Annotated in this window: 19 protein-coding genes; 3 read left to right on the top strand and 16 right to left on the bottom strand. The window is 56.5% G+C overall.

The window, feature by feature from the left end; genetic code table 11:
• Positions 1-59: 59 nt before the first annotated feature.
• Positions 60-1,202 (top strand): NrdH-redoxin, encoded by a 1,143-nt coding sequence (locus H8K03_12680; protein ID UVT22470.1) that lies wholly within the window; start codon positions 60-62, stop codon positions 1,200-1,202.
• 11 nt (positions 1,203-1,213) lie between these two features.
• Positions 1,214-3,958 (top strand): GNAT family N-acetyltransferase, encoded by a 2,745-nt coding sequence (locus tag H8K03_12675; protein UVT22469.1) that lies wholly within the window; start codon positions 1,214-1,216, stop codon positions 3,956-3,958.
• A 124-nt stretch (positions 3,959-4,082) separates the two neighbouring features.
• Here H8K03_12675 and H8K03_12670 read toward each other — a convergent pair whose 3' ends face one another.
• Positions 4,083-5,150 carry a zinc-binding dehydrogenase gene (locus H8K03_12670; protein UVT18677.1) on the bottom strand — a complete coding sequence of 356 codons (1,068 nt, stop codon included), beginning with the start codon at positions 5,148-5,150 and terminating at the stop codon, positions 4,083-4,085.
• Here H8K03_12670 and H8K03_12665 point away from each other — a divergent pair.
• Positions 5,149-5,505 carry a hypothetical protein gene (locus H8K03_12665; protein UVT18676.1) on the top strand — a complete coding sequence of 119 codons (357 nt, stop codon included), beginning with the start codon at positions 5,149-5,151 and terminating at the stop codon, positions 5,503-5,505. The two genes, H8K03_12670 and H8K03_12665, sit on opposite strands and share 2 nt — an antisense overlap.
• On the opposite strand, the gene H8K03_12660 is transcribed toward H8K03_12665, so the two are convergent.
• The 15 genes from H8K03_12660 to H8K03_12590 form a co-directional block, all read right to left on the bottom strand.
• The gene (locus H8K03_12660) at positions 5,477-5,959 is read right to left on the bottom strand and encodes a hypothetical protein (GenBank protein UVT18675.1); all 483 of its coding nucleotides are present in this window, start codon (positions 5,957-5,959) and stop codon (positions 5,477-5,479) included. The genes H8K03_12665 and H8K03_12660 overlap by 29 nt on opposite strands.
• A 27-nt stretch (positions 5,960-5,986) precedes the next feature.
• The gene (locus H8K03_12655; protein ID UVT18674.1) at positions 5,987-6,466 is read right to left on the bottom strand and encodes a hemerythrin domain-containing protein; all 480 of its coding nucleotides are present in this window, start codon (positions 6,464-6,466) and stop codon (positions 5,987-5,989) included.
• Between the two features lie 19 nt (positions 6,467-6,485).
• On the bottom strand, positions 6,486-6,920 hold the full coding sequence (locus H8K03_12650; protein ID UVT18673.1) for a cytochrome c: 435 nt from the start codon (positions 6,918-6,920) through the stop codon (positions 6,486-6,488).
• A 100-nt stretch (positions 6,921-7,020) separates the two neighbouring features.
• On the bottom strand, positions 7,021-7,380 hold the full coding sequence (locus H8K03_12645) for a cytochrome c (GenBank protein ID UVT18672.1): 360 nt from the start codon (positions 7,378-7,380) through the stop codon (positions 7,021-7,023).
• An 85-nt stretch (positions 7,381-7,465) separates the two neighbouring features.
• A complete protein-coding gene (locus tag H8K03_12640) occupies positions 7,466-8,122 on the bottom strand; it encodes a hypothetical protein (protein ID UVT18671.1) in 657 nt (218 codons plus the stop codon).
• An 81-nt stretch (positions 8,123-8,203) separates the two neighbouring features.
• The gene (locus H8K03_12635; protein ID UVT18670.1) at positions 8,204-8,647 is read right to left on the bottom strand and encodes a CBS domain-containing protein; all 444 of its coding nucleotides are present in this window, start codon (positions 8,645-8,647) and stop codon (positions 8,204-8,206) included.
• Between the two features lie 345 nt (positions 8,648-8,992).
• Positions 8,993-9,574: a superoxide dismutase family protein gene (locus H8K03_12630; GenBank protein ID UVT18669.1), complete on the bottom strand. Its 582-nt coding sequence runs from the start codon at positions 9,572-9,574 to the stop codon at positions 8,993-8,995.
• 171 nt (positions 9,575-9,745) lie between these two features.
• The gene (locus tag H8K03_12625; protein ID UVT18668.1) at positions 9,746-10,285 is read right to left on the bottom strand and encodes a cytochrome c; all 540 of its coding nucleotides are present in this window, start codon (positions 10,283-10,285) and stop codon (positions 9,746-9,748) included.
• A gap of 98 nt (positions 10,286-10,383) precedes the next feature.
• Positions 10,384-10,863 (bottom strand): cytochrome c, encoded by a 480-nt coding sequence (locus H8K03_12620; GenBank protein ID UVT18667.1) that lies wholly within the window; start codon positions 10,861-10,863, stop codon positions 10,384-10,386.
• A gap of 86 nt (positions 10,864-10,949) precedes the next feature.
• Complete coding sequence (locus tag H8K03_12615) at positions 10,950-11,468, bottom strand: DUF1264 domain-containing protein (protein ID UVT18666.1); 519 nt, start codon at positions 11,466-11,468, stop codon at positions 10,950-10,952.
• A 204-nt stretch (positions 11,469-11,672) separates the two neighbouring features.
• Entirely contained in the window at positions 11,673-12,032 is a 360-nt protein-coding gene (locus H8K03_12610; protein UVT18665.1) for a DsrE family protein, read from the bottom strand.
• 60 nt (positions 12,033-12,092) lie between these two features.
• Complete coding sequence (locus H8K03_12605) at positions 12,093-13,505, bottom strand: c-type cytochrome (GenBank protein ID UVT18664.1); 1,413 nt, start codon at positions 13,503-13,505, stop codon at positions 12,093-12,095.
• A 58-nt stretch (positions 13,506-13,563) separates the two neighbouring features.
• Complete coding sequence (locus H8K03_12600) at positions 13,564-13,983, bottom strand: OsmC family protein (protein UVT18663.1); 420 nt, start codon at positions 13,981-13,983, stop codon at positions 13,564-13,566.
• A gap of 89 nt (positions 13,984-14,072) precedes the next feature.
• Positions 14,073-14,927: a c-type cytochrome gene (locus H8K03_12595; GenBank protein ID UVT18662.1), complete on the bottom strand. Its 855-nt coding sequence runs from the start codon at positions 14,925-14,927 to the stop codon at positions 14,073-14,075.
• 109 nt (positions 14,928-15,036) lie between these two features.
• Positions 15,037-15,426 carry a cytochrome c gene (locus H8K03_12590; protein UVT18661.1) on the bottom strand — a complete coding sequence of 130 codons (390 nt, stop codon included), beginning with the start codon at positions 15,424-15,426 and terminating at the stop codon, positions 15,037-15,039.
• Positions 15,427-15,580: the final 154 nt, after the last annotated feature.

Genomic DNA, 15,580 nt, shown 5'->3' with positions numbered 1-15,580 from the left:
GCTTGGATCCATTTGACGTGGTCAAACAGTGAGACGTTGTGTTCCATTCTCAACAAGGCATAGGACGGTACCTCAACACGGTCGGCAGCTGCTTTTTCCTCCTCGTGTTCGTACTAGGAAGCGGGGTACCGATCTCAGCCGATGAACCGGTCCCTGATCTCGAAGTCTTTGTTCGTGCCGGCTGTCCTCACTGCGAAGCCGCGAAGGTCTTCCTCGGCGAACTGCGGCGCGAGCGACCATTGCTTCGGATTGTCGTTTACGACATCGAAGAAGACTCAGCAGCACGGCAACGGCTTGCGTCACTGGCCGTTGAGCGGGGCATAGCCCACTTCGCCGTCCCTGCCTTTCTGCTTGACAAGGAACTGGTGATCGGGTTCCGCTCGGCCGACACGACCGGAGCAGAGATCCGCGCCAGGCTTGACCGCCGCACACAAGATGGGGCCGCACCGGTGGTGGCCGAAGGTATCAAGACCGCGTGGTTCGGCGAGCTTCGAGTGAAGAACCTCGGCCTTCCGCTGTTCACCATCGCTATCGGGTTGCTGGACGGATTCAATCCCTGCGCAATGTGGGTCCTGCTTTTTCTGTTGTCGTTACTCGTCAACCTCCAAGATCGGCGAAAAATGGCCCTCATGGCCGGAACGTTCGTCCTCGTCAGCGGCGTGATCTATTTTGCCTTCATGGCGGCCTGGCTGAATATGTTTCTTCTGATCGGTCTCTCGCACGGCGTTCAGATCGCGCTGGGAGGCCTGGCCTTGTTCATGGGAGCGATTCATGTCAAAGACTTCTTTGCCCTCCATCGCGGAATCTCGCTGAGTATTCCCGAATCCGCCAAGCCCGGCTTTTACGCCAGGGTCAGAGGGATACTCCAAGCCGAGAACCTCGCTGGAGCCATGGTGGGAATCGTCATGCTCGCCGCCCTCGTTAACATGGTCGAGCTGCTCTGTACCGCCGGATTCCCTTCACTCTATACACAGATCCTCACGATGCATCAGTTGCCGACTTGGGAATACTATGGTTACCTCGGGTTGTATAACCTAGCCTACATTCTTGATGATAGTGTCATGGTGACGATTGCGGTGGTCACGTTGAGTCGCAGAAAGTTGCAGGAACAGGCCGGTCGGTGGTTGAAACTGACCGGTGGAGCGGTGATGGCAAGCCTGGGCACCCTTTTGATATTGAAACCTGAATGGCTGGCGCTTTAGATACACAAATGATGAGATCGGTTCGTCCTCTTTACATTCCACCTCTGGAGACCGAGCACACTGAATCCGGCTCGCTCATCATGCGTGATGGGTCGACCGCCGCGATCCGGCCGGCTGAACCGTCGGATACAACGATGATGCAACAATTCGTCGATCGGCTGTCCCCTGAGTCGAGACGACACAGATTTTTCTCAGAAAGCCTTCCATCTTCGGACAGTATCGCCGCCTTGTGTAATTCCTCCGATCCACATTCGCAATTCACGCTGATCGTGACGAGAGCGTGGAACGGCACGCCCCGTATTATCGCCGCTGGCTCCTACTGGGCGAGAGACCGACAGACGGCGGAAGTTGCCATGGCTGTGGACGACGGGTTCCATGGGAAAGGGCTGGGGACGCTGCTGCTGGAACGACTTGCCTTAGTCGCCATCCAACACAGCTTCACTTGCCTGTGGGCTGTCACTCACGCCGACAATCTGGCCATGCGCGAAGTCTTCCGAGAATCGGGGTTTACGGCTCATGAAGCGTACGAAGGCGAAGACATGGAAGTGGAGTTGTCGTTGATCCCCACGGAAGCGACCGTCACTCGAGCCGAGGTCCGAGAACGGCTTGCCACAACAGCTTCACTCCGGCCTTTTTTCCAGCCCCAGTCCGTCACCATCATCGGTGCCTCGAGGGATCCGAAGAAGATCGGCTATCGACTGCTCGACGCCGTAACGGCGTGCCGGTTTCAAGGGACCGTCTACCCGGTCAACTCGAAGGCGACCGAAATTAAGGGAATCCCGACGTATCCGACAGTGCGAGCCATCCCGGAGCCCATCGATCTGGCTATCATCGCAGTCCCTCGAGACTCTGTTTTGTCCGTAATCGACGAGTGCGCAGCAAAGAGGATCAGGGCCTGCGTGATTATTACGGCTGGATTTGCAGAAATGGGACCGGCTGGAGCGGCTCTTCAGCAGCAGCTAGTCGAGAAGGTCCGGCAGCACGGCATGCGCATGATCGGGCCTAATTGTTTTGGAATCTTGAATACAGCCCCCAACATACAACTGAATGCCACGTTCACCACGCTGTTTCCTCCTCGGGGCCATGTTGCCATGTCGTCGCAAAGCGGCGCGATCGGGATTGCGACCCTTGCCGGCGCACGACGGTTTCACTTGGGCATCTCGTCCTTTGTGAGTGTGGGGAACAAGGCCGATGTGTCCACCAATGATCTGTTGCAATATTGGGAAGAAGACCCATCCACGAATGTCATTCTCCTCTACGTAGAGTCCCTCGGCAATCCCCGAAAATTCGCCCGCATCGCTCGGCGCGTGAGCCGTCGCAAACCGATCATTGCGGTCAAAGCAGGGCGATCACCATCGGGGCGGCGCGCGGCAAGTTCTCACACGGCGGCACTCGCAGCCAGCGATGTGGCCGTCGACGCCTTGTTTCGTCAAGCGGGCGTCATTCGCGCAGAATCGCTCGACGAAATGTTGGCCCTGGCCGTTGGTCTATCAGATCAACCCCTCCCACTGGGACGGCGGGTAGGAATTATCACGAACGCAGGAGGGCCGGCCGTTCTCTGTACCGACGCCTGCGAAGCAAGTGCGTTGGTGGTTCCGGAACTGTCCGCCCAGACCAAGGCAACTCTTGCATCATTTCTCCCGGGGGCCGCCGCCCTGAGCAATCCCGTCGATTTGATTGCTTCTGCCACACCGGATCAGTACGCCAGGGCCATTGAAACTCTTCTTTCGGCGGATGACATCGATGCGCTGATCGTTCTTTACATATCTGTGACCTTGACGGACACTGCCGACATCGCCCGTGGCATCCTGACCGGAATCGAAAATGGGAGGAAAGTAGGCGCGAACGCCAAGCCCGTGCACATCGGTTGGATGGCAGAAGGGGACATGGACCGCATGTTTAGCTGCCAAATGGAGAGTATCCCAACCTACCACTTGCCGGAGACTCCTGCACTCGTGCTCAGCAAAGCGTCGTCTTACAGGGAATGGCGGCAACAGCGGCCTGGTATGGTTCCCGACTTCGATGATCTGGATCTTTCTGGCGCAAGGAAGATCTGTGCTGATGCGCTCTCAGGCCGCGGAGCCGGCTGGTTGACGACCGAAGAAACACGAAACGTCCTGTGTGCGATGCGGCTGCCCATTCAACCTGGCGGAGTGGCTCGAACAGCGGACGAAGCGGCGGCCTTGGCAAAGCAAGCCGGCTATCCGGTCGCCGTCAAACTGGCTTCATATCAGATCGTCCATAAAACAGAAATCGGCGGCGTACAAGTGAATCTCAGGGATGAAGATGCGGTTCGCAAAGCGTTCGAGTCGATCAGAACGCGACTCGCCGAGACCAACCAGCTCGGCGCCATGGAAGGGGTGCTTGTACAATCGATGGTGGCCAGTGGTGTGCAGGTGATGATTGGGGTCACCGACGACCCTGTATTCGGTCCCTTGATTGCGTTCGGCCTCGGTGGAACTCATGTCGAGATTCTTGGTGATGTCCAGTTCCGCATCACTCCCCTGACCGACCGCGATGCCGCTGAAATGGTGAGAGGCATCAAAGGCTATCGCTTGCTCATGGGCTATCGGGGACATCCGCCGGCCGATCTTGAAGCCTTGGAAGAAACGTTGCTGCGGGTGTCTCGTCTTGTTGAAGAAATTCCGGAGATCAGCGAACTCGACTTGAATCCGATCTTCGCCTTACCGCCAGGCCGAGGCTGCCGGATTGTGGATGCGAGAATCCGAGTCGAACCACGATCCGCAAAGCGTTAGGCCCGCAGTTTCCTCGACAACTTTCCGAGCGGACCACCAGCGCGCAAACCACACACGAGTGGGACCAATGAGCTTCCTGCCATTGCCGCCGCTGATGATGGAGGTGGGGCAGTCGTCACTCCGATCACGAAGATGAAGATGGTGAGGATGAGCCGTTGTCTACCAGGACTATCTTACCTGTTACGCCTCCCTTCCCCAGTAACTCTTGCGCTTGCCTTGCTTCGGCAAGAGGGAGTCGCTGCGCGATGAGCGGCTTGATCTTCTGCTGTTGAAGGAGGTCGAAGAGGACGATCAGGTCCTGTCGAAATAAGGCCGGTTTGAGCCGTTTGAGCCATTGGATGCTGTAGGGGACCACTCGTTTCCGGCCTGGGAGAAGCCAGCCGCCGGCAATGTACAACCCAAAGATGGCGATCGCGCGAAAGCGATGGCGACCACCTGAACGAGCTGAGGCGGACCGGCCCCCGCGGAGCGAGCCAGTGAGACCATAGGCGACAACCCTGCCGCCCGCACGAAGAGCCTTACGGGAACGCCAGATATGGGCGCCACCAAGGCTGTCAAAGACGACGTCTACGCCGTCACCCGTGAGGTTGTGAATTTCCTTTACGAAGTCCTGATGCTCGTAATCGATCGGGATACCGCCGAGCTCGGAAACGACCGGCGCCCCTCGCGATGAACAGGTCCCGTACATCTTCAGCCCGGAGAGGCGCCCAAGCTGTAAGAGCGCCGAGCCCACTCCGCCTGCCGCGCCGTGAATCAACACGCGCTGACCTGGCCTCACCTTCGCGGAGCGATGCAGCATCTGATACGCCGTGATGTAGTTCAGGACAAGACTGACAGCCTCGGCTGCATCCAACTCGGCGGGCACCGGCACCAGTTCACCTTGTGGCAGGCAGACGAACTCCGCATACGCGCCGCTGATCGGCAACGCGGCCACGATCTGTCCAGATTCGTGTCCGGAGACGCCCGCGCCGAGCCGATCCACCACACCAACTAGATCCCATCCTGGCGTGAAGGGCAGCGGCGGCGTCTCAGGATGGATGCCCTCCCGCATCATCAGGTCGGGCAAGGAAACCCCCGCAGCCAGCACTTTCACCCGCACTTCACCGTGCTTCGGCTCGGGGCACTCTTCTTCAATGATCTGAAGTGCGTCTGGTCCCCCATAGCGGGTAACAATAATGCGCCTGTGTTTCATGGACCGCCTCCTTGCCGACCAAGTGCGTCGGCTCGCCCGGCGTGGATCGTGTAACGGGTCCCAGTCAAAATCCTTAGAGGCCTGCACATCCCCCTCACCCCGCTGTCCTGCTGAAATGCAAAAGAAATGCTACAAGGGATCGAGGGTCGGGGGCAGCTTGCCGAAGCCGCTCCTGAAATCAGCGAACTTGACCGCAATCAGTTTTCGCATTACCGGGAAGCCAAAGATGCAGGATCGTGGGCGCAAGATTATGGGTGGAGAAGGGAAAGCCATCGATCGGCTCGATGACGACCTCATCGACGGTATTCTCTCGTCAAGTCCCGAGGCTATTGCTCCGGGTGAGGGTCTTTTCTGATCAGCGCGAGGTAGAGCAGCGTGTCGGCGAGGTCCTGATCGGTCATGGTGGTATCGGGAAACATACCGGTACCGGGATGGCCTTCTCGGATAGCACGAGAGCGTTCTTGGTTGGTTTTCAGTCGCAACGCTTCGGGATTCCGCAAGTCTGTGGGAGGAGGATTCAGTTTCGCAATGAGCGCGGCAGTGTCTGCCGCTAATCGAGGCGGCTTACCGATATACCCATCGATGCCATGACAGTAGTAGCAGGCACCCTTGCCGTTGAAAATCTCACGGCCCCGAAGGATATTACCCTTCAACTTCCCGCTCGATTGAGAGGCTGAGGGTTCGGCCCAGGCGTAATCGGATAGCGATACCATTTCTATCCCCAGGCCGCTCACGGCGAGCAGACTGAACGAAACCATCAGTCTGGCCAGCACATTGTTGAGGTTGAGGTGAGAGAGAAAGGATCCCACGCGACGTCGTCCTTTATTCGATTTCCGTCAGTGTGGACTACACCCAGCATTGTACCGGTCTTCCGGGATACTCTGCATGTTGGTGAAGACTGCGGCACGCTCCTCTTCGCTGGTCACTTGATCGATGGCGGGATAGAGGGCCCGCTCTTCCTTCCTGTTATGAGAGCTCAATATGGTGAGCAGCGCCTGCTCTTCCTGATCGGTATCGAGATTCTGCTTTTCCACCTTTTGGTCAATCGCTCCAAGCAACTGCTTGATCTGACTATGCTCATGCCGCATCACGGGCGTCGGCCCGTCCTCGATCATACCGGTGTTCTCTTCCCACACCGGGAAAAGGAGCTCTTCTTCCCATAGCATATGCCGCTGAAGACCGACGTTGAACGCTTTGAAAGCTTCCTTGGCCTTGACGAAATCCGATCGCTTCGATGTTTGAAAGGTCTTGAACAACTCATCCAGGCGGTCGTGATCCTCTGCATAAAATGCGGTAATCGTCGTCTGCTCACTCATTGTGTTCTCCCATACACGATCAACGTTCCCCGACTTTGTATTCCAAATGACACGCCACGCATGCTTTCAAGACGTTGTTGAACGGCGGCAAAATTTTCTTCAAGTCCTTGCTGGGAATCACGCGCGCCAATTCCTCCGCTGCTTCGTGATGTGCCATGGCCAGATCATGGTAGGCGGGTGGAAACTTCTCCGGCTCCTGATGCGCCATTGCCTGGCGATGTTTAAAGAAGCTCAGATGCAATTCGGTCAAGCCCTGTGCCAATTCATAGTCTTCGTCAACCAACGCGTTCACGATCACCTGAATCGTTTCCAGGTGCTGAAGCATCACCGCGCGATGTTCTTTCCCGGCTGATGACGACAATGGAATGGAATACCTGGTGTCCGACGTCAGATACGGATTCGGTTGCGATTCTCCGTGATGGCGCCCATCTTTGGCACAACCGGCTGCCAGCATAGCACAAAGTAGCCCACCACCGAGGAGGAGAGCCGTCCTCTTATATAATGGATAGACCGGCCACATAGCATGATTTGCGCTCTCTCAGTAACGCTTCGAACTAACCGACGGGATTGAAAGGAGCCAAGCTTCGAATGTAGTTCAGCACATCTCGAATCTCCTGATCCGACAACCGATCCGCCCATCCGTGCATCGGACTGAAGAGGACTCCCTGCTTGATCGACAGATAGAGCTCCATATCGGTCTTCGTGCGCGACTTCGCCGATCGAAAATTCACAGGCGGAACGATCAATTCCTTGATATCGGGCCCCAGCCCATCACCGGCGGTCCCGTGACAGCCGACACAGTGTTGTTGGAAAATTCTTTCCCCGTTCTTGAGATTTCCCGAATGGCTTTGAGCCAGTGCCCACGATGCAGTCAATACGATCCCGACAAGGCTCACCACGATACGTGAGAACATACGTCAGACCTCTCTTCTTGCGCTCGTTCCTGTTTCACATTCAAGCGAGATGCATGCTCTGAGACGGACAGCGGTGCTCAATTTTTCAATGCTGGTGTTGCTGCCCTCCGCTGGATCCTCCACTCCCATGATCCCCACCGCTCTGTCCATGCCCGCTGCCGCCCATCGCTCCTCCCCCCATACCACCCATCATGCCGCCCATTCCGCCTCGGCCTCCCATCATCCCACCGTGGCCCATCCCTTCCATTCCGCCACTGTGTTGTCCTTCACCCGAGCTCTTCATGTGATCCCAATGGGCGCGATCCTTTTCACGCTGTTCGGGAGTCAACAGGGCCATAGCGGTGCGTGTGCTTTTGATCGCCGCGAGCAAACAGGCTCCTTCCGCTTTTTTCAGCTGTTCGACTTTTGCTTGGATCGCGGTGAGGTCGGCCTGCTCATCTTCCAAGAGTGCATGCAGTTCAAGTTTCGCCACCTTGGCATCGGCTTCTAATCGGGCTTCTGAGCGTTTGAAGTCCAGTTGTATGGCCTTGAGCTTACTGATTTGTTCCGTCGTCAGCCCGAGCTCTTTGGCATGTTTCAGCAGATGTTTTAGATAATGTGCACTGTGTTCGTCTTGTTCTCCCAGATCATGACCACCATGCATCATCCCCCCATGCCCCTCGTCGGCACGGGTGGGGAGAGATGGCAGCAGAAGCAAGCACGTGAATCCCACCGCAACAACCGCCTTCTGTATTATTGCCATCGCGATCACCTCCGGTAAAACCTCACTCGGCTCCCTCGCTGCCTAGAATCCTCGACTCAAACGCAACGGGAGCCTGCTCCCTCAACCAGCCTGATCTTCAATGGATACTCCAAGCCCGATCCAGGCTCTCAAAAGATCATGGCGGGTGATCGAGTAGGCGACCTTGCCGTTTCTTTTCACCGGGAGATTCAGGAGCCGCTTATCCTCCATCAGCTTCACGGCTTCATCGATGCTCGTCTCATCGGTCACCGCAATATGCTCCTTCGCCATCACATCTGCAGCCGTCAAACGATTGAGATCCTTTCCTGCCTCCAGCGCCCGAAGAATATCGAACTCGCTGATAAAGCCGACGAAGTCGCCTCGTTCGTCGACGACCGGCGCACCCGGTGTATGAGTAGCCAGCAGCTCGACAGCTACTCCCATCGCATTCTGATCACGACGAAATACGAGCTCATTCGTGGCACGTATCTGCCCCACTGTCTTAAACCCTCCGACAGGAACCCCTGGTCTGGATAATGTAGTCATACGCTTCTCCCGATGATGGTTGATAGAACCTGAACTCGTTCCTTCTCCCCCGATCCTTGCCAGCTCCTCTATCGATTGAGAGTCTGTCTTCTTATTAAGATTGGCTTCACACAAGTGGAGTGCGATTCTGATGCCGCGGGCTCACTTCAAGACATATGTGATCGAAAATACAGCGAAACAGCGGCATGTGGTGGTTTCATCGCAACGGAGCCGTGTCAATGTGATGCAGGATTACTCAGAGCCATATGGTCAGGTGGGGAAAAAGGCGACAACGATAGGAGAACAGAATCGTTTATTCGCCACAGCGAGCATGACAGAGGGGTATCGCAGACTTCCGGATGCCGATCACTGTTTCACAATGACGCCGCAGGCAATTCGCGCCCCACCCGGCGCATCCTTTGTCGGGGGATCGGGCAGGTATTTGTCTAGAAGCTCATGTATGACAAACGCGCTTCCGTCTTGATCAAAGAGTGTAGTCAACCCTGGGGCCAGGGTAACCCGGCTTGTGACGGTATAGAGCGACCCCTTTCGATTTTCATCAACGGACAGATTCTGGAGATCGCCGAGGTGATAGGGATGGTTACCAAGACCGGAATTGACGGACGCATCGGGGTTCACTTGCGGGTCGATGTTGCCGTCGTAGTGCCCCTTGGCCGCTGAAAATGGCTCGCAGCTTCCAACTTCATGAATATGGATGCCGTGAAGACCTGGGGTCAGTTTGCTCTCTGGCGTACCTTGGATTTTTAGCTTGATCCGCACACGCCCTTGGTATTCTTCGTAGAGGTCGGCCTCACCTGTGATGCCGGGTCCTGCAATCACCGCTTTTGCTCGAAGCTTGGTGTCATGCTTCCCTGTATGGTAGGAAGAACAACCACTCAACAGTATCCCAATCACCAACCCGATCCCCACAGTGGTTCCTGTACTCATATAGCCCTCCGAGCAACGTTTCCCTCGGCACATGCTTGCATCACAATAGCTCCATAAAGCACGAAACTCCAATAAGGCCATAATAGCCGTCACAACTAAATTGATTCAATCCTTTTCTCCCTTGCTGATCATGTAAAGATCATCGTTCGCACACCGCACCTTCACAGTCGTTCATTCCACTTCCCCCATCTCGCCTTTCCGTCCTTGATGCCCCATCCCTTCCATTCCGCCCATGCCGCCGGCTTCCATATCCCCTCTTCGTCCCCTCATGCCTGGTCCATGTCTTCGGACGAACGTGCGTTCATAGTGGATGAGAGCCCAAATCTCGTCATCGGACAAGACCTGACCGAATCCGATCATAGCCGTACCGGGAGAGCCGTGTTTAATGACCCAGAACAGTTCGCCCTCGGTGCGATGCCGCCAGAATCCATGGTGTTGGAAATTGCGGGGCAAGGGATTCAGCTTGGCAGCAGCCGGCCCTTTACCGTCTCCATCCACTCCATGACAGGTAAAGCAGGTGCCCTTGCCGTTGTACACCTCCTTGCCTTGCTCAATCACTTCCGGAGAATTCGACAAAGGACTCTTGAGGGCACGAGCTTCGGCCAGCTTATCGACCGGCACTCTCGGCTGCATCATGTGCCGTTCTGCCGCCAAGACGGGAACGGCGAGCGACGCGACTGCAACCAGCAATATGAGTATCTTTGTCCGCATCACCTGACTCCATTCATCTCATCTGTTGTGGCACAGTGTCGAACCAAACCCGCGCGGCTGAGCCCGAACCAGCGGGGCCGGCTCTCCTGCCGGACCAGTCAGTTATCGGGCTGGTGGGCAGATGTTTTCCCCTCCGCTGCGAACGATCGCACATATCGCAGCACTTGCCAGGCTTCCTCCTCCGTCAAGATGAGCGGCACAAAGGGAGCCATCGCCGTACCCTTGCTGCCGTTCTTCAGAATCCAGAACAGTTCCCCATCCGTTCGAGCGACTTGCCATTCCTTATCGGTGAAGTTTCGCGGCAAGGGACCTTTCAGAGTGCCCGGCTCGATGTCGCCGCCAAATCCTTTGCCGTCTTTCCCGTGGCAGGTCACACAGAAGGCTTTCCCATGGAAGAGTCGTTTCCCTTTCTCAATCGTGTCCTCCGTCGCCGGAAGCGGATTGGTCCAGGTTCTGGCTTCCTCGATTTGGTCGATGGGCACTCGTGGTCTGAGTACGGCTTCATCGGCTCCAAAGACCGGAATGCCCGGTGAGCCAACCGCTGTCACCATGACCATGATCAGGAGATATGGACTCATCGCTATTCCAACCTCTTACGAAGACAGCCAATCGACTGGAACCAGCCCCGTCCGTTGAGGACGCGGCCGGCCCCGTTTCGACGATCCTACTTGTCCGAATATCCCGGAAACTTGTGTCCGAGGGACTGGGGAAAACTGACGGTGCCGTCCGGGAACTCCTGCCCATGCTGCCATAAATGATAGATCACACCGTCTGTCCCTGCTGCGACTTCCGCCACCTTAGCGGCCTGATCAGCGGGCATATCGAGGACTTGGACTCGCCCCGTCGCAATTTCTACCTTATGATCATGGAAGTGCCGATGCCACTGGATCGCGGGAAGCTTTCGGGTCAGGTCTTTGGCGACAAAATACTCGACGCCGACCAGAGGTGCCTTGGGATCGGTGGATTCGAACAGAAGGCATTGAAGAATTTTGTCGGAAATGCCCTTGCAATAATGATGAAACGGGCCTCCCGGGGTCCCATCCGCCATCATGTGCGGTGCCTGGACATGAATCTCATATCCGACGGCCGGACTTGTTGGTTCCCCGCCCACTGCTTTTTGGGTGGCAACCCCACTACACCCAGCGACAGCGATCGCGACAACGGCTAACAGTCTTTTTCTCATCGCACAACCCTCCTGGCTTGAGGATCCCTCGCCTAGCCTATCTAGACCGAGAAATACCTTCATATTCGACTGACTCTTAGAGACAGACCGGATCAAATGGATTCAATCGATTCGCGAGCGCTCATGAACACCCGATCTTTGCGGTCTTATGGCTTGCCGGCTGATCGCCGTCTGTTGCCTTACGGGCCCTCTTTCGACCTCCAATCAGAATGCCACGCTCCGATCGCGGTCGGCGACGGCTTTGATGTAATCCGGCATACCTTTGATAGAGGCGCCACCCACCAAGTCCCCTCCACCAATCTGTCTGGCCACGGCACAGGCCCCGCAAACCCAAATCGGCACACCCGCCGCCTGTACCGCGGCGAGCAACTCTTTCAGCGGGGTCAAGTTGACGCCCGTCACATGATCACCCACGCCTTTCCGCCCCAGGGTGACGGCCTCGTTCCACAACCACAGCACTACATCGTGCCCTTGTTCTCTTGCGGTCTTGGCGGCCATGAACGGCAAGGTCGCCATCGTGGGATCATCGGTTCCTCGACTGCCGGAGATAATAAACGTCGCCATTATCAACCCCTCTGCTGCTTCATAGTTTGTGGTCTCTCACAGGCGAACTGTTGCTCTCGATCATTTTGCCAAACTCCGGATGTAGTGAACTAACTGCCACACCTGCTCATCCGGCAAACCGGGAAAGGCCATCATCCCGGTGCCCGGCGAACCATTCTTGATGATCCAGAACAACTGACCATCCGAAATCTCTCGCATCATCATCCCGCAGGTGAAATTCCTTGGCGGCGGCACCAAAGCCGCACCCATCAACCCCTTCCCATCTCCTTGTTCCCCATGACACATGACACAGGCAACGGGCTGCGCCGTTTTGAGAAACAGTTCTTTCCCAACTTGGATTGCACCCGCAGATGAGGGATGCGGATTCGTCCTGGCGAGGAAGTCTTCCGGAGCCTTGGCCGTTTTGCGTGGTTGCGCGCAGGTACCGCCCTGTCCTCCTCCCGGCACGGCTGCGACATCCGGCACTCCCTTGAAGGTCACCTTCAAATAGGCGATCACATCCGCCACCCCTTGCTGTCCGATGGTCAACCCCCAGTAAGGCATGTTCGGCGATTTTCCAACGGCCGGCCCGCCATGGTTGATTACGTTATAGAGATACTCCATCGGCAGTTTTTCGAACGGCATGTTGGCGTGGATGGCCGGTTTCGGCTCCAGACCCGATGCAGCGGGACCATCGCCTTTTCCGGTCAAGCCGTGACACTGGGCGCAGTATTCCTTGTACAGCACCTTGCCACGCCCTGCGTCGGCCCTTCCGAATTCAGGACTCGTCCACGGCTCGTAATACTGGAAGTCGGGTACCCCTTGGACCATCAGATAGCCGATCACGGCGCGCAGCTGAGGCTCCGTCGCATCGGCCAGGAATTCGCCGCTGTGCGGCACGAAATCCTGTGGATTCTGGCCGAAGCGAAACAGCCAGTCCTTGTCGTATCGCTGACCGGACTTCTGCAGAGCCGCACTCTGCGGGCCTCCGATCAGGCGGCCGCTCTCTTCGATTGTATGACAGCCAAGGCAGGCATGGGCTTTGTAGGCCGCTCCGCCGAACGCGACGTCGAATTTGGTGACCTTCGACACATCAAAGGCTCCGATGGCGATTCGCGGATCTTTGTTGTGTTCGGCAAAGTAATCGGCGATTGCGTCAGCCTCGGACTCCGTCACCATTGGGTGCTTGGACGGAACGTCCGTCTGGTCCCAGCGATACCCCTTGGCGTAGATCGGGGCTTCCTTGCCGGTCAGCCAGCGAATGAGCCAGGACCGTTGATATTTACTGCCGGCCCAAATCAAATCAGGAGCTCGGAGATTGAATCGCGAGTCGGCTGTGCCTTCCAACCGGTGACATTGCACACAGGTCTGTTGGATGAGATCCTTGGCGCGAGAGGGATCGCTCGCAAAAGACGGATCCTGAAACGATACGAGCCACACGATCAGGGTCACCGCCATTCCAATCACTTGCGTCCTTCTCGTCAGATTCATCATGCGCTCCTTCTGTCTACAAGGCTTTAGCGTATCCCTCGCGCCTCGATCTATTCCCCTGTTACGATCCATTGCCTTTCAGAGGAGCATGGGGGTTCAACTGGATGGCGATATTCGGCGTGACCGCGATCGATTGGTGAACGGTGCAACCATGGGCCACCTTTAGCAGCCGCTCTTTTTGTTCTGCGGTGATTCGATGGGGAAGATGAATGCCGATGTCGATACGACCGACGCGATGAGGCCCCTCGGCCATGGTCCATTCCGCGTCTACGCTCAACCCCTCGCGAGGAATGCCGTGCCGCCCGCAGAATTGTCCGACGAAGTACCCTACACAACCGGCTAGCGAGCCGACGAACAGTTCGACCGGGCTCATACCGGCGTCCTGACCTCCGTCTTCCGCCGGTTGATCAGTGACGACTCGATGCGTTCCACTTGTGATATCGTACCGAGTCCCGCCGTGAAAGGTCGCCGTGAGTTTCATGTCGCCCCAGACTCTGGAAGTTTCGTCGTGCTCCACAGACACAGCATACTGAGCGACAACTCATGATCGCCCGATTCTTCGGGCACCGCTCAGTACGGCACATCAACCGGCTTCCCACCTTTCGGCCAATCATGGATCTTGTCGGGAAAGTCCGGCCGAGGTTGCGTATTAATATAGGCTGCGACATCAAACGCCTCATCGTCCGTGACCGTCCACCCCCAGCCTCTCGGCATATTGGCTTTGATATACGAGGCCGCCACGCTGATCCTCGCCATGCCCGCCCCGATGTTGTACGAACGCGGTCCCCACACAGGTGGCGCTGCCATCGTCCCTTGTCCATCGGAGCCATGGCAGAAAACACACTTCTGCTCGAACACCTTCTTGCCGTTGAGAGAATCAGGCTGGTGAGTCGATGTAATGCGTGGGATTCCGCGCCAGGGCACCGCGCTGCCGGGCGGCATCGTCTGAGAGAGCCATTCGATATACGCGACAATAGCCGTCAGTTTCACGCTGTCGGAAGGAAGAGGCTTGCCGTTCATGCTCCGTTCGAAACACTCGTTGATCCGTTCCGCGAGGGTCATCTGCCGTCCCGCACGCTCACGATACTGCGGATAGAGGGCGCTGATGCCGACGAATGACGCAGAATTTGGGTTGAGTCCAGCATCCAAATGACAATTCGTGCAGTTGAGCGCATTCCCAACATACCGCTTCCCATACTCCTGGGTATCGACCACCATCTTGTATCCCAGCCGAATTTGCTCTCCTCTCAGATCACCGGGAATGGATTCAGGAGAAGGTGGGGCAAACAATGCGTTCATCGGCAACTCAGAATTGTGTGGAACGACCGACTCCTGATCCCCTGTCACTCGTGGGGTCGGCGTACAACTGATCGTCATCCACAAAGCAATAAGCAGTGTGCTACCCGCGATCATCTGTCTATTCATGAATGAACCTCACCTGTTTCGTGTTGGGTGTTGGAGAGGACGGCTCCTCTGTCCAACCCTTTCTCTGTGGCATACCGTATGAGGCAGTTCCAGGCCATTGGATTCAGCTTTATGGCTGTCCGCTTTGCCCGGCGCCCAACACGCGCACGTAGGCCAACACATCCCAGATTTCTTCATCGGAGAGGGAGTGTTTCCACGCACCCATGGCAGTGTTCGGTTTGCCGTCATGAATGCGCCGGAACAAGGTGCCGTCGAGTCGTTCTTGAACGACAGGCGAGGTGAGGTCTGCCGGAGGTGGGACAAGTTGGACACCCGGCGCTCCAGTCCCCTCGATACCATGACAACGGATACAGGTGTTCACGTAGATCTCGCGCCCACTGACTGGATCGCCGCCCTTCGCTATGACAGCCAGCTCTTTCACTCCAGCATTGCTGAAGCCCAGCCCGATCGTGCCAGCCAGCAGAACGCAAAATACCATCATTCGTCCGGTGATAAGCATCCTTGTCCTTTCAATCTAAAACTCTGCGATCACTGTGCCATCTCCATCAAATGCCCCATGATAGCTTTCTCTTTATTTATTGCCAACTTAGAATGATTTGTTATGATGACACGGAAAAAATTGGAGCAAAAATGGCGACAAACACCCCAGAGCA

It is taken from the genome of Nitrospira sp., from assembly GCA_024760545.1.
Lineage (GTDB): Bacteria > Nitrospirota > Nitrospiria > Nitrospirales > Nitrospiraceae > Nitrospira_D.
The sequence above is the reverse complement of the archived record's forward strand: the minus strand, read 5'-3'. Positions and strand labels throughout refer to the sequence as shown.